This is a genomic window from Desulfocurvibacter africanus subsp. africanus DSM 2603, assembly GCF_000422545.1.
GTDB lineage: Bacteria > Desulfobacterota > Desulfovibrionia > Desulfovibrionales > Desulfovibrionaceae > Desulfocurvibacter > Desulfocurvibacter africanus.
This window is the reverse complement of record NZ_AULZ01000002.1, coordinates 40,019-60,276: the sequence shown is the minus strand read 5'-3', so window position 1 is coordinate 60,276 and position 20,258 is coordinate 40,019. Positions and strand designations below refer to the sequence as shown.

The 20,258-nt window shown below is 62.8% G+C and carries 18 protein-coding genes; 8 read left to right on the top strand and 10 right to left on the bottom strand.

All coding sequences use genetic code 11. The features are described from left to right. Nucleotides 1–119 precede the first annotated feature (119 nt). From H585_RS0102445 to H585_RS0102430, 4 genes are read left to right on the top strand one after another with little or no spacing between them, the layout of a single operon-like run. Nucleotides 120–1,052 (top strand): ABC transporter substrate-binding protein, encoded by a 933-nt coding sequence (locus H585_RS0102445; protein ID WP_244432463.1) that lies wholly within the window; start codon nt 120–122, stop codon nt 1,050–1,052. Then, nucleotides 1,042–3,006, top strand: coding sequence for a SpoIIE family protein phosphatase (locus H585_RS0102440; protein ID WP_338042121.1), 1,965 nt, complete (start codon nt 1,042–1,044; stop codon nt 3,004–3,006). Before H585_RS0102445 ends, H585_RS0102440 begins: the two co-directional genes overlap by 11 nt. A gap of 14 nt (nt 3,007–3,020) precedes the next feature. Next, nucleotides 3,021–3,353 carry an STAS domain-containing protein gene (locus H585_RS0102435; RefSeq protein WP_027366626.1) on the top strand — a complete coding sequence of 111 codons (333 nt, stop codon included), beginning with the start codon at nt 3,021–3,023 and terminating at the stop codon, nt 3,351–3,353. Nucleotides 3,354–3,363: 10 nt separating this feature from the next. Continuing rightward, complete coding sequence (locus H585_RS0102430) at nt 3,364–3,795, top strand: ATP-binding protein (RefSeq protein ID WP_027366625.1); 432 nt, start codon at nt 3,364–3,366, stop codon at nt 3,793–3,795. Between the two features lie 12 nt (nt 3,796–3,807). On the opposite strand, the gene hisC is transcribed toward H585_RS0102430, so the two are convergent. Together hisC and H585_RS0102420 are read right to left on the bottom strand one after the other, a co-directional pair. Further along, nucleotides 3,808–4,920, bottom strand: a complete 1,113-nt coding sequence (gene hisC / locus H585_RS0102425; protein WP_027366624.1) for a histidinol-phosphate transaminase — start codon at nt 4,918–4,920, stop codon at nt 3,808–3,810. Next, nucleotides 4,898–6,226: a hypothetical protein gene (locus H585_RS0102420; protein ID WP_027366623.1), complete on the bottom strand. Its 1,329-nt coding sequence runs from the start codon at nt 6,224–6,226 to the stop codon at nt 4,898–4,900. Before H585_RS0102420 ends, hisC begins: the two co-directional genes overlap by 23 nt. Before the next feature lie 296 nt (nt 6,227–6,522). Here H585_RS0102420 and H585_RS0102415 point away from each other — a divergent pair, with 296 nt between their 5' ends. The 3 genes from H585_RS0102415 to H585_RS0102405 are packed head-to-tail and all read left to right on the top strand — an operon-like array spanning nt 6,523 to nt 10,180. Then, a complete protein-coding gene (locus H585_RS0102415; RefSeq protein WP_027366622.1) occupies nt 6,523–8,859 on the top strand; it encodes a xanthine dehydrogenase family protein molybdopterin-binding subunit in 2,337 nt (778 codons plus the stop codon). After that, on the top strand, nt 8,856–9,344 hold the full coding sequence (locus tag H585_RS0102410; protein WP_027366621.1) for a (2Fe-2S)-binding protein: 489 nt from the start codon (nt 8,856–8,858) through the stop codon (nt 9,342–9,344). Before H585_RS0102415 ends, H585_RS0102410 begins: the two co-directional genes overlap by 4 nt. Beyond that, nucleotides 9,344–10,180 (top strand): FAD binding domain-containing protein, encoded by an 837-nt coding sequence (locus H585_RS0102405; RefSeq protein ID WP_027366620.1) that lies wholly within the window; start codon nt 9,344–9,346, stop codon nt 10,178–10,180. The genes H585_RS0102410 and H585_RS0102405 overlap by 1 nt, the downstream gene beginning before the upstream one ends. 126 nt (nt 10,181–10,306) lie before the next feature. Here the strand turns inward: H585_RS0102405 and H585_RS0102400 are convergent, their stop codons facing one another. Next, nucleotides 10,307–11,521, bottom strand: a complete 1,215-nt coding sequence (locus H585_RS0102400) for an MFS transporter (RefSeq protein WP_027366619.1) — start codon at nt 11,519–11,521, stop codon at nt 10,307–10,309. A 412-nt stretch (nt 11,522–11,933) separates the two neighbouring features. Here H585_RS0102400 and H585_RS0102395 point away from each other — a divergent pair, with 412 nt between their 5' ends. Further along, nucleotides 11,934–12,980, top strand: a complete 1,047-nt coding sequence (locus tag H585_RS0102395; RefSeq protein WP_027366618.1) for a hypothetical protein — start codon at nt 11,934–11,936, stop codon at nt 12,978–12,980. Nucleotides 12,981–13,366: 386 nt separating this feature from the next. On the opposite strand, the gene H585_RS0102390 is transcribed toward H585_RS0102395, so the two are convergent. Genes H585_RS0102390 through H585_RS0102360 form a run of 7 tightly spaced genes read right to left on the bottom strand, consistent with a single transcriptional unit; the run spans nt 13,367 to nt 19,898 of the window. Next, on the bottom strand, nt 13,367–15,337 hold the full coding sequence (locus H585_RS0102390; protein WP_027366617.1) for a response regulator: 1,971 nt from the start codon (nt 15,335–15,337) through the stop codon (nt 13,367–13,369). 3 nt (nt 15,338–15,340) lie between these two features. Beyond that, nucleotides 15,341–15,778, bottom strand: coding sequence for a response regulator (locus H585_RS0102385; RefSeq protein WP_027366616.1), 438 nt, complete (start codon nt 15,776–15,778; stop codon nt 15,341–15,343). Then, a complete protein-coding gene (locus tag H585_RS0102380) occupies nt 15,726–17,198 on the bottom strand; it encodes an ATP-binding protein (RefSeq protein ID WP_027366615.1) in 1,473 nt (490 codons plus the stop codon). The genes H585_RS0102385 and H585_RS0102380 overlap by 53 nt, the downstream gene beginning before the upstream one ends. Further along, nucleotides 17,195–18,238, bottom strand: coding sequence for an ATP-binding protein (locus tag H585_RS0102375; RefSeq protein ID WP_027366614.1), 1,044 nt, complete (start codon nt 18,236–18,238; stop codon nt 17,195–17,197). The genes H585_RS0102380 and H585_RS0102375 overlap by 4 nt, the downstream gene beginning before the upstream one ends. Next, nucleotides 18,239–18,643, bottom strand: a complete 405-nt coding sequence (locus H585_RS0102370) for an ATP-binding protein (protein ID WP_027366613.1) — start codon at nt 18,641–18,643, stop codon at nt 18,239–18,241. It abuts the gene before it with no gap. Next, a complete protein-coding gene (locus H585_RS0102365; RefSeq protein WP_027366612.1) occupies nt 18,630–19,025 on the bottom strand; it encodes an STAS domain-containing protein in 396 nt (131 codons plus the stop codon). Before H585_RS0102365 ends, H585_RS0102370 begins: the two co-directional genes overlap by 14 nt. Further along, nucleotides 19,026–19,898: an STAS domain-containing protein gene (locus H585_RS0102360; protein WP_027366611.1), complete on the bottom strand. Its 873-nt coding sequence runs from the start codon at nt 19,896–19,898 to the stop codon at nt 19,026–19,028. Between the last annotated feature and the right edge of the window lie 360 nt (nt 19,899–20,258).

Below are 20,258 nucleotides of genomic sequence, written 5' to 3'. Positions count from 1 at the left end.
AGAAATACGATAACAAACTATCGCAAGCTCACTGCATGACAACCCGGATTCAAAAAATGATATCGAGTGCGCGACGCATTGGTCTTCATGTGCTCTGTCTTTCGGCTCTGGCAGTGTTGATGCTCGCCGGTCCGGCGCCATGCCAGGAGTTGCGGAAGGCCACGTTCCTCCCTCAATGGTCTCCCCAGGCGCAGTTCGCTGGGTATTACGTTGCGCACGCCAAGGGCTTCTACGCACGCCGCGGCATCGACCTGGAAATCCTGCGCGGAGGCCCGGACCGCCCAGCCGCTCAAGCCTTGGCCCAAGAGGAAGTCGAATTCGTCACCCTGTTCCTCTCCACGGGCATCGATCTGCGCTCCAACGGGCTTGAGATTCTGAACATCGGCCAGATCGTACAGCGCTCGGCCTTGGCCCTCGTAGCCAAGCGTTCGAGCGGCATCCGAGCCGTGAAGGACCTTGACGGCAAGGCCGTGTCCATCTGGCCGGATTTCGCGCTCCAGCCCAGGGCCTTCTTCCGCAAGTACAACCTGCATGTGCGGGTGGCCCCCCAGGGCGGTTCGATCAGTCTGTTCCTGCGCGGCGGAGTCGATGCCGCCTCGGTCATGCTCTACAACGAGTACCACACCATACTGAATTCAGGCCTCGACCCAGCGGAGTTGAGGGTCTTCGATTTCAGCCATTACGGCATCAACTTCCCCGAGGACGGCATCTACTGCCTGGAGCAGACCCTCAAGGAATCTCCCGAACTCTGCCGGGACTTTGTGCTGGCCTCAATCGAAGGCTGGGCATATGCCCTGGAGCACACCGAAGAAGCCCTGGATATCGTCATGAAGCACGTGCGCGCGGCCAACCTGCCCACCAACAGGGTGCATCAGAAGTGGATGCTCGAACACATGCGCGACATTATCATGCCGCCGGGCAAGAATATTCCCATGGGCACACTCCTGCCCGACGAGTACAGATTCGTTGCCAAGCAACTCATGGAAAACGGCATCATCAGCAGCATGCCGGAGTATGGGGACTTCCATGCCGACCTTGCCCATGCGCGCTAAGCCCCGCGGGCTGGCGCTCAGGCTGGCTCTGTCCATTCTGGCAAGCGCGTGCGCCATCTTCCTGGCGGTCTTCGCCTACACGTACCGCGAATCCGAAAGGACCGTGCTCAGGAACGTGGAAGAAGGCGCGCGCAACCTGACCCTGGCCACGGTGTACCGCATGGAGACCGTGATGGCCGGAGCCGAAAAGCTGCCGGCCTATGTCGCCAGGCGGCTGGAAACGACCGAGCTGTCCCAGGCCGACCTACAGGCGCAGATCGTGGACGCGCTTGAGACCAACCAGCAAGTCTTCGGCTCGACCATCGCCTTCGAGCCGTATGCCGCCAACCCGGAGCAACGCTATTACGCGCCCTACTGCTGTCGAGGTCAAGACGGACAGCCTCTCGCCTTCAACTATCTCGGAAGCGAGACCTACAACTACTTCCACATGGACTGGTACCTGCTCCCCAAGGTCATGGGGCGGCCGAGTTGGAGCGAGCCCTACTTTGACGAGAACGGCGGCAAGGTCGTCATGACCACCTATTCGCATCCCTTCTACAAAGTGGCGGATGGCGCACGCGCCTTCGCCGGGGTGGTCACGGCCGACCTTTCACTGCAGTGGCTGCGGGAACTTGTCTCATCCATCAGCTTCAACCGCAGCGGGCATGCGTTCCTCGTCTCGCAGGCGGGCGTGTTCATCACCCACCCGAACGAGCAGCTGGTCATGCGCGAAAGCATATTCAGCGTGGCCGAGGCCACGGGCGACAAGGACCTGCGCGCCGTGGGCAGGAGCATGATCGCCGGCGGAAGCGGCTTCACGCGTATCTCCAACCCCGTGCTTGGCCCCGCATCCGGCCCCGGGCTCCCCAAGGACGCTTGGCTTTACTACGCGCCGCTGCAATCCACGGGCTGGAGCCTGGGCGTGCTCGTGCCCGAGGCTGAACTCTTCGCCGATCTACAAAGCTTGAGCCGCAAGGCCCTGATCATGGGCGGGGCAGGCCTCGCGCTCATGCTCTTCGTGCTCGCGGCCATCTCCAAGGCCATAGTCCGACCACTGGAAGCCTTGGCCCATAGCGCGGCCACTATTGCCCAGGGCAACCTGGACACAGCCCTGCCACCCGTACGGCGCAAGGACGAGATCGGCGAACTGCGCAACTCCTTCGAGTCCATGCGCCAGGCGCTCAAGGAGCACATCGCCACTCTCGTGGAAACCACGGCGGCCAAGGAACGCCTGGACAGCGAGTTGAAGATCGCCCGCACCATCCAGATGAGCTTCCTGCCCAAGCACTTCCCTCCTTTCCCGGAGCGGGACGAATTCTCCATATTCGCCTTCCTGGAGCCGGCCAAGGAAGTCGGCGGCGACCTTTACGACTTCTTCCTGCGAGACGAGAATCATCTGTTCTTCGTCATCGGCGATGTTTCGGACAAGGGCGTGCCCGCGGCCCTGTTCATGGCCGTGACCAAGACGCTCATCAAGGGCGTGGCCGAGGGCGGCACCGAACCGTCGGACATCCTGGACAAGGTCAATCTGGAACTTTGTCGGGACAACGAGAGCATGATGTTCGTGACGGTCATCTGCGGAAGCCTCAACCTAACCAGCGGCGAGCTGCGACTGGCCAATGCAGGGCACTGTTCACCGCTTCTGCTCCGCCAGGGAGCCGTGGAAAACCTGCCCTTGCCGCCTGGGCTGGTCCTCGGTGTCATGGAAGACGCACGCTACACGACGCAACGCATGGAACTCCAGCCCGGCGACATGCTCGTGCTCTATACCGACGGAGTTACCGAGGCCATGGACGGGGACAATACTCTCTATTCCGACGAGCGCCTGGAAAGATCCTTGCTGACCTATGGTCCCAACGGATCGGAGCAGCTGGTCCGCGCCGTGCTGGCGGATGTGCGGGCCCATACGGCCGGCGAGCCGCAATCCGACGACATCACCCTGCTGGCCCTGGAGTACCGGGGCAAGCGCACCTGACAAAGGAGAAGAATATGGAGTTTATCGGCACACCTGTGGGCGACAGCCTCGTACTCGCGGTCAAGGGCAGAATGGATGTCACCAGCTCCCCCAAGTTCGAGAAGGAGTGTCAAACGTGGCTGGATAAGGGGCAAAAGCGCATGGTGGCCGACCTGTCCGGGCTCGAGTACATCAGCAGCGCCGGACTGCGCAGCATCCTCGTGGTGGGCAAGCGCCTCAAGGCCAGTGGCGGCGGCTTGAGCCTGTGCGGTCTCAAGGGCATGGTTCAGGAGGTCGTCACGGTCTCTGGCTTCGCCACGATCTTCCCCATCCATGACACGGTGGACAAGGCCCTTGGCAAATCCTGAGCCGAATAACATGGCTTGGCTGGAACTTCCCGCCGGGCACGAATCGTTTCCGCCCCTGCGGGACCATATCCTGACCAGGGGCGCGGGACTTTCCTTGTCTGTGGAAATGCTCGCCAGGATAGAGCTCGTGCTGGAGGAGATGCTCGTCAACGTCATCGAATACGCCTACCCGCAGCCCACCCGCACCGGGCCGGGTCCGGTGCGGGTGGGCTGCGGCCTCGATGACCAGGGACGGTTCCTGCTGGTCATCGAGGATCACGGCCCGGCGTTCAATCCGCTGGAGAGGCCGTCCCCCGATGTGCTTGCGAGCATGGACGAGCGACAGGTGGGAGGGCTGGGCATATTCCTGGCACAGGAGATGGCCGATGCCTTGAGCTATCAAAGGGCGGACGACAGGAACAGCCTTATGGCGGCTTTCTCGCCCCGACTGCCTGTTTCGTGATACGGGCCGAGCTCAGGCTCCGAGCACATCCTCCAGCACCTGACAGAACTCTTCCATGACCGGCCGTTGCACCAGGCTGACCCTGATCCAGTTTGGAAAGCGAAAGCCGGTCATGGTCCTGACCATGACCCCACGCTTCATAAGCTTGCGGTAGAGGAGCGTATCCGACAGGGGCGCGCGGGCCATGATGTAGTTTCCCTCGCCGCTTACGAATTCGAGCCCCAGCCGGGTAAAACACCCTTCAAGGATGGTCCTGCCTTCGGCGACCATGCGCCGGGTGGCCGCAATGTGTCCCGCGTCGTCGGCGATAGCCGCCGCAGCCGCCGCCTGCGCCTGCGTATTCACCGAGTAGACGATGTGCGTGCGGCGCACCATGTCCACCAGTTCCTGGCTCGCGCACAGGTAGCCGATGCGCAGGGCCGCCAGGCCGTACATCTTGGAGAAGGTCCGAAAAACGACGAGGTTCGGGTAATGCTCCATGAGGCGCATGCCGTCGGGGAAGTCGGGCTTGTCCACGTACTCCAGGTAGGCCTCGTCCACGACCACTATGCATCGATTGTCCACGGCATCCATGAAGGCGCACAGTGCGGCCTCGCTCCAGTAGGTGCCGGTGGGATTGTTGGGGTTGCAGACAAAGGCGATCTTGGTGCGCGCATCCATGGCCGCGAGCATGGCCTCGGGATCGAAGGCATAGTCGCGCAACGGCGTGAGCCTGGCTTCGAAACCTGAGAACTCCGCCACCCACTCGTACACGGCAAAGGTCTTGTCCGCGGTGACGATGTTGTCGCCGGGGCCGCAGAAGGCCTTGATGACGCTGGTGATGACCTCGCAGGAGCCGTTGCCCACGAGGAACTGCTCCGGCAGCTTGCCGAACCGTTCGGCCAAGGCCTCGCGCAGCAGAAAGCAGTCGCCGCTGGGATAGATGGCTGCCCGCTCGGAGTGGAAGGCTTCGATAGCCAAGCGCGCGGCGTTCGGAGGCCCCAGGGCGTTCTCGTTGTTGTTGAGCCGATGCAGATGCTCGACGCCGTACATGCGCATGAGCACCGGGTCCGGGCGGCTCGGCGTGTACGGCTCGAAACGCCGCACGTGCTCGGGCACGAGACTATGGAGCGACAGGGAATTCATGCTGGAATATCACGAGATCGGAGCGCCCGCCGAGAGGATGGACCATGCGCGGCTTGAAGCCGTTGTCCGCCAGAAGGCCGGCCATGGCAGCCTGCCAGCCGTGGGCCAGATCTAGTTCAAAAAGGATGTTCGGGAAGCCCTTGGCCCTGAGCGCACTCACGTGGCGGCCTATGTTCGCGGATGCGTCGCGGCCTTCCATGAGCGGCCTGAGCAGGGCGACGCCCGGACCGACTTCAAGGCTTGCGCTGAAAACCGAGGACTCGGGCCGGCTTTCTCCCAGCGACACCACGGAGCGCAGGTCACGCACGAGATCGAGCCGCTCGTATTCGCGTTCCAGGAATTCCTGGATAGCGGGATGCGCCCAGACCGTTGCGCCCATGTCCTCGGCGATGAGCCTGAAGGCCGCATGCCGGACCTGCTTCGCGCCGTCCGGCAAAAGGCGGTCCAGGCTACCAAGACCTTCGTACTCCCCGGACGGCAGAAGGTCCGAGGCAAGCGGCGTCATGACGCCCGAGGCTCCGCTTTTGGCCACGCCTTGCAGAAAGACGTCCAGCAGTCGTCTTGCGGTTTCCTCGCGCTTTGCGGACAGCGAGACGTAGGGCCCATGGAAGGTAATCGTTTTCGCGTTTCGGCCTGTCCAGCACAAGAGCCCGCAGACCCGTTCGCGGCCGTCCAGGGCAACCATGGCCTTGGCTTCACCGCCTGCCACGAGGTCCATGAGCATGCCGGGTGCGCGAATCATGCGCGGCAGGTCCCCGGCCGCGTGGCGCGCAAGGACTCGCAGGCAGGCCTCCTGGAGCAGCTCCGACGCAGGCGCAAGCTCCAGGCGGAACGGGCCTTGTGGTTCGAAATCGACGGCTGCCGGTGCGGGCGGCTCGGGATAATCGCGATCCAGCTCCAAAGCCAACCGCATGCGGCCGGCGCCCAGGTGCTCCAGGCGCATTCTGTCCACGGCCGAGGCGGCCAGGAGCAGACCAACCTGAGCGAAGTCCTCCTGCTCCAGGAATGCGCAAGCGTCGGCCTGGGCCGTAAGGTTCAGCGCACCGAGGTCGAGCGTGCGCGCCTCGAACCCGAAGGCGACTTCCACGGCCGTGGGGCGAGGAATGATGTCCAGCTCCATGCGCCGCTCGCGCGAGGCCGCGTCGAGCAGGTAGAGAAAGACCTCCTCCACAGCCAGGGTGAGCTTGAGGGCCGCGCCGGCTCCAAGGCCGAATGCCTCCGCGGCGCGCGGCACCGCCGTGTTCACCACGGCCGCCGAGGCAGTCTCCGTCGGCAGGAGTAGTGTGACATGCCGTTCGCTGATCAAGGGATCCTCAATTGCCAAAGGGTAGTGCGGTAAGATGCTAAAGCATATGTCAATCCAGATGATTCATGCAAGCCCGGTCTATGCTGTGCATCCAAAGGACCACCGCCGGGCCACGAGCCGACCCTGTGTCGAAGTCAGGATAGTGTGCGGCGCAGTCGGTCGCGCCAACTTTTCGGGAACCATGCAATCCTTGCCGTTCCTGATTGGCCATGGTAGGCGGAAGGCACTCAAACACCTATCATTAGGTAACATTCGGAACACATGGCAACTCGCCCAGCCTAGGGCAAGGACGGAGCGTGTCGCGCCCAAATCCGCTTGAAATCGGCCGCCCAGCCAAGCGCATCGACGGATTGTCCAAGGCCGTGGGAGCCGAGCGCTACAGCGCGGACCACTATCCCGAGGGGGTGCTGTGGGCAGGCGTGAAGCGCGCGGGCATCCCCCATGGCCGCATCCTCGCCGTGCACACGGATGAAGCCGAGCGCGCGGAAGGCGTCGTTCGCGTGCTCACGCGCAAGGACGTGACCGGCACCAACCGGCAGGGCATCGTGCACAAGGACCAGCCCGTGCTGGCCGGGTCCAAGGTACGCCACTGCGGCGACCCCGTGGCCCTGGTGCTGGCCGAGAGCCGGGAAGCCCTGGCCCGCGCCCTGGGCCTTGTGCGTGCGGAGATCGAGCCGCTGCCGGGCGTATTCGACCCCGAGGAAGCCCTGCGGCCCGATGCTCCCCGCGTGCACGAAGAGCATGCCAAAGGCAATGTGCTCGTGCGCGCCAACATCGAGACAGGCCAGGGCAAAACAGCCTTGCGCGAGTGTCCGGTGGTCGTGCGCGGAGAGTACGAAGTCCCGGCCCAGCGCCACGCCTTCCTGGAGACGGAGAACGGCGTTGCCTGGCTGGACAACGACGGCGTGCTGCACATGAACGTTTCCACCCAGGCGCCCTTCCGCGACCGTTTCGAGGTCGCGCACGCCCTTGGGCTCAATCCGATGCGCATCCGCGTCATGGCGCCCTATCTGGGCGGCGGATTCGGCGGCAAGGACGGCTCCACGGTGCAGTGCCTGTTGGGCCTGGCCGCGCTGCATGCCGGCGGGCGGCCCGTCAAGATGTGCTGGGACCGCGAGGAGAGCTTCCTGGCAGGCTACACGCGGCATGCCGTGCGCATGCGCTTCAGCCTGGGCGCGGACCATGACGGGACGCTACGCGCCCTGCACTGCCGCCTGCTCTACGATACCGGGGCCTACGCCCACCTGGGCGGCGAAGTCCTGGCGCTCGGCATGGAGCACGCCGGCGGCCCATACCGCATTCCCAGCGTGCTTATCGAAGGCCTTGCCATCTATACGAACAACCCGGTGGCCGGGGCCATGCGCGGCTTCGGCGTGGCTCAGGCCACCTTCGGCATCGAGCGAATCATGGACGCCCTGGCCCTGAAGTTGTCCATAGACCCGCTGGAGCTGCGCCGCAAGAACGTCCTGCGCCGGGGCGACCGCAACGCCTGCGGCGTGACGCTCACGGCCTCCACCGGCATCGAGAGCTGCATCGACGAGCTTTTGCGCCATCCGCGCTGGCGGGAGCGCCAGGAGTGGAAACGCGCCGCGCCGCGCTTCAAGCTGCGCGGCGTTGGGGTGGCGACCGTGCACAACGCCATCGGCTACGGCCGGGGCCTGCCCGATACGGCCATAGCCAAGGTGGAGCTCACACCGGAAGGTCTGTTTCGCATCTACAGCGGCGTGGCCGACATGGGCCAGGGAAACGCCACAGCCTACGCCCAGATCGCGGGTGAAATCCTCTGCCAGGACGCCTCGGGCGTCGAGGTGCTACAGCCCGATACGGCCCTGTCCCACCCGTCCGGCTCGGCCACAGCAGGCCGGACCACGTATACTTTCGGCAAGGCCCTGATTAAGGCCTGCGAGGACCTGCGACTCAAGCTGCTGGCCCGCGCCGCCCTGGTGCTCTTCGTGGAGCAGCCCGAGGGCTTCGCCCTGCTGCCAGGCTTGATAAGGCACCTGCCCACGGGCCGGGACCTGCCCCTGGAGCGGCTCGCTGCGTTGCTGCCCGAGGTCGACCGCTTTTCCATCCGCGAGGCCTTCATGCCCGTGGCCCAGGACAGCCTCAGCTCCGGAAAGGAATTCATGCTGGGCTACCCCCATCTGCTCTTCTCACACGCGGCCCACGCGGCTTTCGTGGAGGTTGACCAGCTCACGGGCAAGGTGGAGGTCGCGGACTACATCGCCGTGACCGAGGCCGGCCGCGTGCTCAATCCGCAAACCTTCGAGCAGCAGGTCCAGGGCGCCATGGCGCAGGGCCTGGGCTACGCCCTGTGCGAGGACATGCGGATCAAGGAAGGCCGCGTGCTGGCCAATAACCTGGCCACCTACATCATTCCCACCGCCCTGGACGTGCCGGACATGCACTGCGCATCGGCCGAAATCGATGAGCCCAGCGGTCCCTTCGGCATGAAGGGAGTGGGCGAGATCGGCTTCAACGGGCCGCTGCCCGCCGTGGCCGGAGCAGTGCAGGACGCCTGCGGCGCGGATGTCCGCCGGGCGCCTCTGACGGCCGAGAACGTGCTGGCGGCCATGCGCGCCCGACGCACAGGGCGCATAGGGCGCACAGGGCGCGCACGGAGAAAATCATGACCATCCGCTTCGTGCTCAACGGGAAACCCGTGGAGGTCGAGGCCCCCGCCGAGCGCAGAGCCGTCGATCTGCTGCGCGAGGACCTGGGGCTGATCGGCACCAAGGAAGGCTGCGGAGGCGGCGAGTGCGGAGCCTGCTCCATCCTCGTGGACGGCGTGACGCGGCTGTCTTGCCTCATGCTCGCGGCCCAGCTCCAAGGTCGGGACATCACCACCGTGGAAGGTCTGGGCACGGCTGAAGCGCCCCATCCGATCCAGACGGCCCTGGCCGAGTGCGGCGCGGTCCAGTGCGGTTTCTGCACGCCGGGCATGGCCGTAACGGCCGCTGGGTTTCTGGCCGGGAATCCGTCGCCGGATCGCCAGGCAATCCGCGAGGGCCTCTCCGGCAACCTGTGCCGCTGCACCGGCTACCAAAAGATCATCGATGCCGTCGAATCAGCGGCGCTGGCCATGCAAGCCAAGCCGGCCATGCAGGAGGACGAATAATGAGCCTGGTGCTCCTGCCGGCAAGCCTTGGCGAACTGTGGGCCATGCTGGGCGACGAACCGGGCTGCGCGGTCTTTGCCGGGGGCACGGATCTGCTCGTGCGCAAGCGCGCCGGGTTTGCCCACGGCGAGCCGCTGGTCTGCCTGGATCGCATCCCGGAACTGCGTGAAATTCACGAATCCGACGGTCTGCTGCGCATCGGCGCGGGGATCACGCATACCGCGTGCAGCGCCTCGCCGCTCGTGAACAAACACGCGCCGGTCCTGGCCCTGGCCCTATGCCGCATCGGCTCGCCTCAGGTGCGCAACATGGGCACCATCGGCGGCAACATCTGCACCGCTTCACCGGCCGGCGACAGCCTGCCTGCCTTGCATATTCTCAACGCCGAAGTCGTGCTCCGCTCGCGGAAATCCAAACGTGTGCTGCCCATCGCGGACTTCATCCGCGGGCCAGGCAAAACCGACCTGCGGCCCGGTGAAATCCTCGTCGAGGTCCGCATTCCGTCGGCTGTTGATTTCCAGGTCCAGCACTTCGAGAAGGTCGGCCAGCGCAATGCCCAGGCCATCGCCGTGGTCAGCCTGGCCGCGCTGGTCCGCCTGAACCGGCGCGGGATAGTGGAAGAGGCCCGTTTGGCCCTGGGAAGCGTCGGCCCCACCGTGGTGCGGCCCCGCGAGGCCGAAGAGGCCCTTGCGGGACGACGGCTTTCGCTCACCGCCCTGCGTCAGGCCGCCGAGCTGGTCCGTTCGGCCGTCTCGCCCATCGACGACATCCGCGCCACGGCCGCATACCGCAAGGAAGTCGCCGGCAACCTGCTCCTGCGTCTGGCCGTTTTGTAGAGCAAATTGCTTTTAAGACGCCCGCTCCGGCGTTGACGGCGCAAGTGAATTGCGCCTACGCCGAAGCTAGCGGCAAGCCATGCCGACGCATGGCTTGCAGAGCATTTTCAAAGGCAGATGCTCTAATCAGGCCGGGGCAGGCTGAGCCTTTCTGGTCAAGCGGGCCATGCTCAGAGCCACGACCCCGGCTACCAAGGGAAGCGTCCCGATCAGGCCGAAGATTCCGGCATAGCCCATCCCTCCCGCCGACAAGAACCCGGCCAGAAGCGGCCCGAGCCAGTAGCCGCCGTCCATGGTGAAAAGCATCAGGTTCGTGTTCAAGCCCCGTAAATGCGGCGGCGAGATGACGAACATGGCCGCGTTGAGCTGGGGCATGATGAAGCCGAGACAGACGCCGTAAAGGCCGGCCAGGGCCATGACCCAGGCGGGCTCGGTCGCCGCGCCGAACAGGTAAAGGCACAATCCCAGGATCGGCAGGACGACGGCGAGCATGGCCGCCCTGTTCACGCGGTCCAGGAGCGGCCCGCAGGCCACGCGGACCAGGATGGTCGCCGCCGTGAATATGCTGAAGAAAAGACCCGGATTAGCGGAACCCAGGCCCGCCAGATGGTCTTTCATATGGAAGAAGACCACCGTGGTGGCCGTGAAGACAAACAGGTTGGCCAGCAGCAGCCTGGCCACGCCGGGCGAACGCAGATCGGCCCGAATTTCGCCCAGGCTCGGCCTGGACATGGAGCGTCGCGGGAGCACGGCGGCGAGAGCCCGCGCGCGGCGGCCCAGGGGAACCAGCAGCAGGAAGGCCGGCAGGAACAGGGGCGCGGCAAGCAGGTAGACGCCCGCCTCGTCGCCGGCGCCGGGCAGGAGGCTTTCCACGAGCGGTGGCATGAGCGCATAGGGCAGCAGGGTCATGATGGAGAAGACTCCGAAGCCCTGGCCGCTGCGTTCCTTGGGCACGTAGTGCACGAGCACGGAGATCACCGCCGACACGAGCAGCACGAAGCCCACGCCATGCAGGACACGCACCAGAACGAGCGCTCCCAAACCCTCCGCGAACGAATACCCGGCCAGGGCGGCCATGACCGTGGCCAGCCCCAGGCCCATGACCCGCACTCCATTGCCCAGGTTGAGCAACGGCCCGATGATCGGACGTAGCGCAAAGGCCGCCGCCGGTTCCAGGGCGAGCAGCGCACCGCGCCAGGCCGGATCGATCCCCTGCCGCTCCAGGTAGGCGTTGAAGCCGTAGAAGATGGACAGGTTGCAGAAGGCCAGAAAGGAAATCGCGCTCAGGGCCACGAATTCGAAGCTGAGCAGCCTGTCGGGCTGACGGGGCGATGCGTCCACTTGCGCTCCTTACGCGCGACAGGCTTCCTCGGAACTGGTGCCGGGAAACTGAAGCGGGATGATTCGTCGCTGGCGTGATGGTCTACTTACCATTTCGAGGCAGCAAAACCAAGACATGGCAGATCCTGCGCCGTCCAGCCAATGTGTGAGACAAACGCCCGCATGGAGAATGGGATACAGGACGGAGATACACGGCTCATGGGCCGGGAATGCTTGTCGAATGCAACGCATGCGCGATGCTTTAACCCTTGGAACAGGCCATGCTTGCGCATTCGCCCGGAAGCACGGTACTAATCTGTCACGTAACATTATTAAATACATGGACCGCCAACCCTCTTTCCGGCAGTTCCTCACTGTCGATTGCACGGATCGGCCGGTCCGTTTCAACAGCGGAGCCCTTCAGGAGGTCGCAATGAGCGGCAAGCAGTATCGCACGAGGCAGGAATGCCTGGCTAGGCTGACGGAGAACACCAGGGACATCGCCCCTAATCAGAAGATCGCGATCGGCGATTTCCAGCCCGAAGATGCCGAGGGCGTGGCCCGGCTCTATTACGCCATTTACGGCGACAAGTTCCCCCTGGACTACGTGTACGACCCGGAACGGATTCTTGAAGCCAACCAAGGGCCGGACCTGTACCAGGTCGTAGGCCGGACCGCCTCGGGAGACGTGGTGGGTTTATCCGCGCTGTTCAAAGCCCCGCCGAACGAAAGCCTAATGGAATCCGGCTCGCTCATGGTCCTGCCCGAGTACAGGGCTGGCAGGCTGGCTTACGAGCTGATCAGGATGACCATGAACGAGCTTCCACCACGTCTGGGCTTGCAGGGGGTCTATGGCCAGAGCGTCTGCGACCATCTCATTACGCAGAAGTTCGGCGATCGTTTCGGCTCCCGTGGCTTTGCCCTTGAGATGGAGAGCATACCGGCGCGACCCGGCGTGGAGGGCGGTGCCAACGGCCGCATCTCCCTGCTCAACGAGTTCAAGATTCTTCAGGATACTCCGCAGACGCTCTACCTGCCCCAGGTCTACGACGTGTTTCTGCGCGGCGTTTACGCCTTGAACGGCCTCAAGCGCGACTTCGCCGCCCAAGGCACTCCCACCGGCGAAACCCGCTGGGATGCGAGCGAGTACGCCGAGGCGTCGATCGCCAAGATGGCCGTGCACGAGGTGGGCATGGACTTTTCCAGTGTCCTGGGGCGTTTTGAGGCCGAACATCCGGGCCGCTACGCCTATCAACTGCTCCTGCCTCTGACAAATCCAGGTCTGCCGGCGGCCGTGGAGGCAGCTCGTGGACGCGGCTACTTCATGGGCGGCTTGCTGCCGCTCTGGACCGGGCAGGACGTGCTGCTCATGCAGAAGATCGCCGCCGCGCCCGACTTCTCGGCTCCCCAACTCTACAGCGACGGAGCCAAGGCGATCCTGGAGTTCATCAGGCAGGACTACGCCACGGTGTCCCGATAGCGCGCAACTGAACCGACGGCCTGGCAAGTCTGCTTCAAGGGCCGTCGGTTTCCCTGTCGCCGTGAGCCCTGGGCCTGAACGGCTACCTGCTGCGTTTTGCTGAGATGTGTATCGAAATCCAGCAGCGTCCTGAACGACGCAAGCCAATTGAGCAGATCGCTTTTAAAGCAGATTGCATTTGAAATGGGGGGTCCAGGGGAATCATTTCCCTGGTGGGAGGGTCTGGGAGGGCAAAGCCCTGCCCAGTTTCTGCCAGCTCTTGTGCAAAATGCTCTAAGACGCCCGCTCCGGCGTTGACGGCGCAAGTGAATTGCGCCTACGCTTACGCGGCGGCAAGCCATGTCGACGCATGGCTTGCAGAGCATTTTCAAAAGCAAAATGCTCTATTACTGTTCGGTTAGCGTAGCTTTGTCGTGCACTTCCTGCAGCACCCTTTCCAATTCCTGCATGTCTATCGGTTTGGATATGTAGTCGTCCATGCCTGCGGCCAGAAACCTCTCCCGATCGCCTTTGAGAGCGTAAGCGGTCAAGGCCACGATAGGCACATCCGGGTCCCCTGCTTCTCCAGCTCGGATGCGTCGCGTGGCCTCTTCCCCATCCATCACCGGCATCTTGGCGTCCATGAGCACCAGATCGAACTTTTCCTTGCGCAGAGCCTCTAGCGCAGCCTGGCCGTTTTCCACCACAAACATCGAGTGTCCTTTCTCCTTCAGGATCTCCGAGGCCAGGATCTGGTTGATCGAGTTGTCCTCGGCGATAAGCACCTTGAGCGAGCGAGCCTCGGCATGGACGGCTTCCACGGCTTGGGTCTCGGTCGCGATCGGCTCGGCCGCGAGGGCTTCAAGCGGAACCACGAAGGTGAACAGGGAACCCTTGCCCGGTTCGCTCTCCACCCAAATCTTGCCGCCCATCATCTCCACGAGCTGTCTGGAGATGGCCAAGCCCAATCCCGTGCCGCCGAACTCGTAGTTGCGTCCGTTAACCTGGGTGAAGCTGTCGAAGATCTTCTCAAGCATATGGGCAGGGATGCCCACTCCGGTGTCCCGGATCGAGGCAAGCAGACAAAAGGAGCCCTCGGCCCCGCAGATGTCCCGCCATCTTTCTCCGCGCGGCACATCAATGCTGACGACAATCTCGCCCTGCTCGGTGAACTTGATGGCATTGCCGATGATATTGAAGAGTACCTGCCGCAGCCGCCCTTCGTCACCTAGAGCCATGGAGGACAGTGCCGGGGCGACGTTGGATCTGAATTCGAGCCCCTTTTGCTCGGCTGCCAGGGACATGGTGGCGAACAGCGACTCGAGCATGGCGCGCGGATCGAAGGGCTGCTCTTCTATGGTTATCATCCCTGCCTCGATCTTGGAGAGATCGAGGATGTCGTTGATGATGAGCAGGAGCGCCTGGCCCGACTGCTTGGCCAGATCGAGGTACTGCTGGACCCTGGAGGTCGGCCTGCGCATGAGCGCCAGTTCGATCATGCCCAGTACGCCGTTCATGGGAGTGCGAATCTCATGGCTCATGGCCGCCAGGAACGCGCTCTTGGCCTGACTGGCCTCCTCGGCCAGGTCTTTGGCTTGCCGCAGTTCCTCCTCGGTCTCCTTGAGGGCCGTGATGTCGTTCAGGATGCTCAGCACGGTCTCTATCTCGCCCTTGGCCGAGAACTCCGGCACGAAGCGGGCATGATAATGCCTGCGCTGGTTTTGGGCGAAGCATTCGAAGACCAGGCTGTCCTCCTTCCCGCGCGAGAAGACACCTTTGACCACTTCCTCGTACTTGCCGGAAAGCTCCTGCGGGAAGCACGCCTCGTGGAGCGGCTTGCCAAGGTAATACGCCGGCGGTTGGCCCATGGCCGGCTCGATGGCGGGGTTTACGAACTGGACGAGCAGATCCTTGTTCAACCTGACGATGATATTTGGCGCGTTCTCTATGAGCGCTTTATATTCCTGCTCTCGCTGATGAAGGATTCTCTCCGCGCGCTTGCGTTCGATGGCATAGCGCATGGCCCGGGCCAGGACCTGCACATTGAACTGCCCCTTGACGAGATAGTCCTGCCCGCCGGCGCGGATGGTCTGGACCGCCACGTCCTCGTCGCTCAGCCCGCTCAGCACCACGGTCGGAATATCCGGGATCTCCGCGTGCAGCGTGTGAAAGGTATCCAGTCCCTGGGTATCCACCAGTCCCAGATCCAAGAGGATGATGTCGACTGCATTGCTCTTCAAGTACTCCAGGCCTCCAGACAGCCTGTCGAAACTCACCAGTTCAAAGCAACTGTCGAGCGCCCCCCGCAGCATGACGCGCAGCAGATGCACGTCGCCAGGATTATCTTCAAAAAGAACAACCTTGATTGCTTGGTCCATTGTTTACCTGTCCGGCAGCTTGGCGATTCTCAGCCAATAATTTAACGTCGCCGAAATAACCCGTTCGTATTCATCCCAGCTCGAAGGCTTGATGATGTAGCTGTTGGCTTGCAGCCGATAGCTTCTGACAACGTCGTCCTCCGATTTGGAACTCGTGAGGGCGATGACTGGAATAACCTTGAGTTGGGGATCCTGCTTGATCTCGGCCAGTATTTCCCGGCCATCCTTTTTTGGCAAGTTGAGATCAAGGAGAATGATGTCCGGCAACCGGGCATCGGCGGTCCGCCCGCTCTGGCGCAGGTAGGCCATGGCCTCGGCGCCGTCCTTGACCACTACGACCTCGGCCTCGATTTTCCCTTTCTCAAGCGTCTTGCATGTCAGGCGCACATCACCCGGATTGTCCTCTATCAGAAGGATGACGGGTTTCCTGTCCCTGGTCATGAGCACCCTGATCCTGGCGTTTGGGGATGGAGAAAAAGAAGGTCGATCCCTTGCCCGATTCCGACTCGACCCAAATGCGGCCGCCGTGACGCTCGACGATGCGCTTGCAGACCGCCAAGCCGATGCCTGTGCCCGGATACTCGTCCCTGGCGTGCAGGCGCTGGAAAATGACGAAGATGCGCTCGAAATATTGGGGCTCGATGCCGATGCCGTTGTCGGCCACCCACACGATCCACTCGTGCGACTCCTCCCGTGCGCCGACGTGCACCCGGGGCGGCTCGTCCGGCTTGCGGAACTTGATGGCGTTCCTGATGAGGTTCGAAAGGAGCTGCATCATCTGGGTTGGGTCCGCGTATACCGTGGGGAGCGCATCCCTGGTGATCCTGGTCCCGGTTTCGACCACGAGCTTGCCGATATCCTCGATCACCGTATCCAGGGCGCAGCCTAGGTCCGTGCTCGTAAAGGGCTTGCCCTTCCTTCCGACCCGCGAATACGTGAGCAGATCCTCGATGAGATCCTGCATGCGGACCGCCCCGCCGACCGCGAAGCGGATATATTCCCGCGCCTCCGCGTCAAGTCCGCCGACGTGCTCGGCCTCCAGGAGCTGCAGGAAACTCGAAATCATGCGCAACGGCTCCTGCAGGTCGTGCGAGGCGACGTATGCGAAGCTCTCAAGCTCGGCATTGGAGCGCTCAAGCTCCTGCATGGTCACCCGGAGTTTCTGCTCGGCTGACTCACGCTCCTGGATCTCGTGCCTGAGTTCGGCGTTCTTGTCTTCGATCTCGTTGTACAGGGAGATGACACCCTGATTCGTCCGATCCAGTTCGCTATTCAGCCTGTCGGCCTCCTCCAGCTGACGGGCCAGTTCCAACTCCTTGGCACGAAGCTCCTCCAAGGTCCGCAACATCTCCCTGTTCTGTCGCTCGACCTCCCGCAGGGGCGAATCCGGAACCTCGCGCATGAGGATGTCCCGCCACTGGGCGATGACCTGCGGCGTGACTTCCGGCGCTCCGGGCGGCAGAGCCTTGACCATCGACAAAAGCACGTTCGAATCGGCTCGGCTCTCCATTTGGAAGCCGTCCATAAGCCGCCGGGCTCCATACAACCCCACGTCGCTCCAATTGCTGGCGGAATTCTGGAAAGTCCGCCGCACGCTCGCAACGTCGCATTCATCAGCATTGACGGCAATTTCGAGACTGGAGCCATTTTCAAACCCGGCCCGCCCGCCAATGCGAAAATCAAGGCCCACCGAGGCGGTATGCTGGAGGGTGTGCCTGACGATCTCGGAGACGGCGGTGGTGATGCGAGTCTGGTCCTGCACCGAGAAACCGGCCAGGGAGGCGATCTTTCTCGCTCGCTGGCGCGCCAGGATGAAGTCCTCCTCGGAGCGGATCTCGATCTGCAGGATCGGCAGGCTCATCGACGTCCACTCCGCGCCATTCGCAGGACCACTACCGCGACATCGTCGCTGCCTCGAACGAAGTCCCGGTATAGAACGCCGGCGATGATGGCCGGGTGCTGGTGCTCAAGGCCGGGGTAAGCCGAGAAATCCCAACCGGTGCGCAGTCCATCGGTGTTCATGACCAGCAGGTCGTCGTCTCCCCATGCGTAGGAAAAATCCAGCAGCTTGCGGAATTGATGGCCAACGATCCCGCTCATGGACACAAGGCTTGTCATGGCGCCGTCCGGACGCACGATCCTGCCGGCGATGTTGCCGATGCCAGCAAAGACAAGCGTGTCACGTCCGGTGCGGATGTCGGCCACGGCAGCGGCTGCCCCGCGAGTATGTCGCAACCGTCCATGCAGGTTGTGCACTGCCTCGGAAGGCACTAAATCCGGCTGCTCACTGAATGCACGCACGGCTTCCTGGGAAGCCGCTGCCGCCTGGGGTCCGTGCCCAAGCCCATCAATGACCAGCACGGTCAATCCGTTATCAGTAAGCGAGACGCACCAGCCGTCGCCGCAGGCCTCTTCGCCGGGCTTGGGGAGCATGACCATGCCCATCTCGCAGGGGATGACGTTTGGCTGCTCCTCATAGTGACTGGCCCACGAGCGCACAAGGACAACGGTGCCCGATCCCACGCGGGAGTAGATGGCGAACTCGTTGGAGAGGCGTCTGAGCGCGCCCAGGCCAGTGCCGGCGCTGCCCATCGTGGAGACCCCGTCCTGGAGCATGTGAGCCGGGTTCTCCATGCCGGGTCCCTTGTCCAGGCTCAGAAGCTCCAGGCCGCCGAACCTTCCGGCAATGGCGCGCACGAGCACCTCGCCCCCGCCGTGCGCATGCTTTACGAGATTGGTGCCCATCTCCGTGGCCATGATCGCCGCCTTGGCCGTCTGCTCCTGGCTCATGCCCTGGTCTCGAGCCAAGCCGGCCACAGCGCGGCGCAGGCTGCCCACCTGGCTCGACTCGGCCACGGGGTAGCGCTCGTGCGCCTTTAGACCATTCATAAGCGTGCGCATCTATTTCCACTTAATGATGGTCACCGTCGTTCCGACGCCCACCTCTGAATTAATGGTGAATTCGTTCACCAGACGCCTGGAGCCGGGCAACCCCTGCCCGAGTCCGCCGCCAGTGGTATAACCGTCGCGCATGGCCAACTCCAGGTCCGTTATGCCTGGCCCGTTGTACGCGAAGGTTATCCGCAGCCCCCTCTTTATCCCGGCCTCGACTTCCTCGATGGTGACTTTTCCGCCTCCGGCGTAGACTACCATGTTGCGGGCCAACTCGCTCACAGCGGTCACGAGCTTGGTCTGATTCACAAGGTTCAGGCCCAGCCGAATGGCATGATCGCGCGCCATACGCCGCGCCGTGACGACTCCGGCTTCGTTGGCGACCTGCATGACCTCACGCTCAATCGTCTTCATGCGAGGCCTTGCTGTCTCCACGTGACGATCCCAGACGCGTCGTCAGCATTTCCATGCCTTTGTCCACGTTGAGGGCCGTGAGCACCCCAGGCAGTGACAAGCCCAGCTCGACGAGCGTGATGGCGACGGCGGGCTGCATGCCCACGACCACCGTTTCGGCGTCCATTATCCGGGTCATGGACGCGATGCTGCTGAGCATGCGGCCCATGAAGGAGTCCACGATATCCAGGGCCGAAATGTCGATGAGCACTCCGTGCGCACCGCTCGTGCCGACCATCCGCGTCAGGTCATCCTGGAGCGTCATGGCCAGGCGGTCGTGCATGTCCACCTGAATGGTCACCAGCAGGAACTGGCCCATTTTTAGGATGGGTATTTTATCCATCTAGCTCCTCTCGGGAGCGGCCTCGCTCCGGACGACCCGCAGGCCTATTCGACTAAAAGCTTCCTTGAGCGCCTCGCCCAGCGTGGCTTTGGTCTTCACATTGATATCCACGCCAAGGTTGACCATGGTCTGGGCGATCTCGGGCCGAATGCCGCTGATGATGCACTCCGCGCCCATTAGCCGGGCTGCGCTGACCGTCTTGAGGAGGTGCTGAGCCACTAGGGTATCCACCGCCGGCACTCCCGAGATATCGAGAATGGCCACGGAGGACTCGGTGGCCACGATCTGCTGTAGGAGGCTCTCCATGATGGTCTGGGTGCGCGCGCTGTCGAGTGTGCCGATGAGCGGCACGGACAGCACGCCCTTCCAGATGCGGATGACCGGGGTGGAGAGTTCGAGGATCTCCTGCTGCTGGCGCTGGATCACGTCCTCGCGGCTGTGCGTATAGGCCTCGAATGTGAGGAGTCCCAGGCTGTCGAGCAACTTGGAGAACCTGAGGACCTCTTTGTTCAGCTCCTCGGGCTTGTCGCTGAATGCATCCTGCAGGAAATGCAGGAGCGTGTCCTTGAGGCTGAAAACATACATGGCCGTTTCGGAGGGGCTGAAGCCCTGCCTGGTCCTCGACCTGGAGATGTCACCGAGCATCTGGACCACGTACTTATACTCGGGAGCCGAGATGTCCGTGAGGTTCTCAGTTTTGATGGCGTCCACGAAAGCGTCCAGGAAATCCTCGGACTGGGTCGCCAGTTCTCCCTTGTTGATGAGATCCAGGCGGATGCTTTTGCTGTCGTATTGGGCTTCCAGCCAAGCCTTTAGAATCTCCTTCTTTCGGGCCATGATCATCTGAATGGTCGACTTGTCCGTCTTCGGCATTCTGTCCTCCGAGATTTGCCGATAAGTACTTTTCGAGGCAGATACCCCGTCGGCGATATTCAAAGGGGTTGTTGCGGAACCACCTGTAAACTCAAGAACTACGGCTCATACCTAGACTCCTCAAGAATGTCATTCCCGAGGAGTTCCGGGCAAGTCCTGGAGCGGATAATCGCACCAACAGACCTATGCCAAATTATATAACACGGCAATTTTAGCGCAAGTGATTAGTCATTACGGCACCTATCGACATATATAATTCCTCTGCAACTCATGGCAACGATATATGGTAACTGTAGACTCTCCCTGCTCCATGCCATTGCAGGAAGCATCTGCCCTATATAGTAGTCCTTCCTTAAGATT

Coding starts and splice junctions, on each gene's coding strand:
- H585_RS0102445 (WP_244432463.1), top strand. CDS start 120: ATGCTCGCCGGTCCGGCGCCATGCCAGGAGTTGCGGAAGGCCACGTTC.
- H585_RS0102440 (WP_338042121.1), top strand. CDS start 1,042: ATGCGCGCTAAGCCCCGCGGGCTGGCGCTCAGGCTGGCTCTGTCCATT.
- H585_RS0102435 (WP_027366626.1), top strand. CDS start 3,021: ATGGAGTTTATCGGCACACCTGTGGGCGACAGCCTCGTACTCGCGGTC.
- H585_RS0102430 (WP_027366625.1), top strand. CDS start 3,364: ATGGCTTGGCTGGAACTTCCCGCCGGGCACGAATCGTTTCCGCCCCTG.
- hisC (WP_027366624.1), bottom strand. CDS start 4,920: ATGAATTCCCTGTCGCTCCATAGTCTCGTGCCCGAGCACGTGCGGCGT.
- H585_RS0102410 (WP_027366621.1), top strand. CDS start 8,856: ATGACCATCCGCTTCGTGCTCAACGGGAAACCCGTGGAGGTCGAGGCC.
- H585_RS0102405 (WP_027366620.1), top strand. CDS start 9,344: ATGAGCCTGGTGCTCCTGCCGGCAAGCCTTGGCGAACTGTGGGCCATG.
- H585_RS0102395 (WP_027366618.1), top strand. CDS start 11,934: ATGAGCGGCAAGCAGTATCGCACGAGGCAGGAATGCCTGGCTAGGCTG.
- H585_RS0102390 (WP_027366617.1), bottom strand. CDS start 15,337: ATGGACCAAGCAATCAAGGTTGTTCTTTTTGAAGATAATCCTGGCGAC.
- H585_RS0102385 (WP_027366616.1), bottom strand. CDS start 15,778: ATGACCAGGGACAGGAAACCCGTCATCCTTCTGATAGAGGACAATCCG.
- H585_RS0102380 (WP_027366615.1), bottom strand. CDS start 17,198: ATGAGCCTGCCGATCCTGCAGATCGAGATCCGCTCCGAGGAGGACTTC.
- H585_RS0102375 (WP_027366614.1), bottom strand. CDS start 18,238: ATGCGCACGCTTATGAATGGTCTAAAGGCGCACGAGCGCTACCCCGTG.
- H585_RS0102370 (WP_027366613.1), bottom strand. CDS start 18,643: ATGAAGACGATTGAGCGTGAGGTCATGCAGGTCGCCAACGAAGCCGGA.
- H585_RS0102365 (WP_027366612.1), bottom strand. CDS start 19,025: ATGGATAAAATACCCATCCTAAAAATGGGCCAGTTCCTGCTGGTGACC.
- H585_RS0102360 (WP_027366611.1), bottom strand. CDS start 19,898: ATGCCGAAGACGGACAAGTCGACCATTCAGATGATCATGGCCCGAAAG.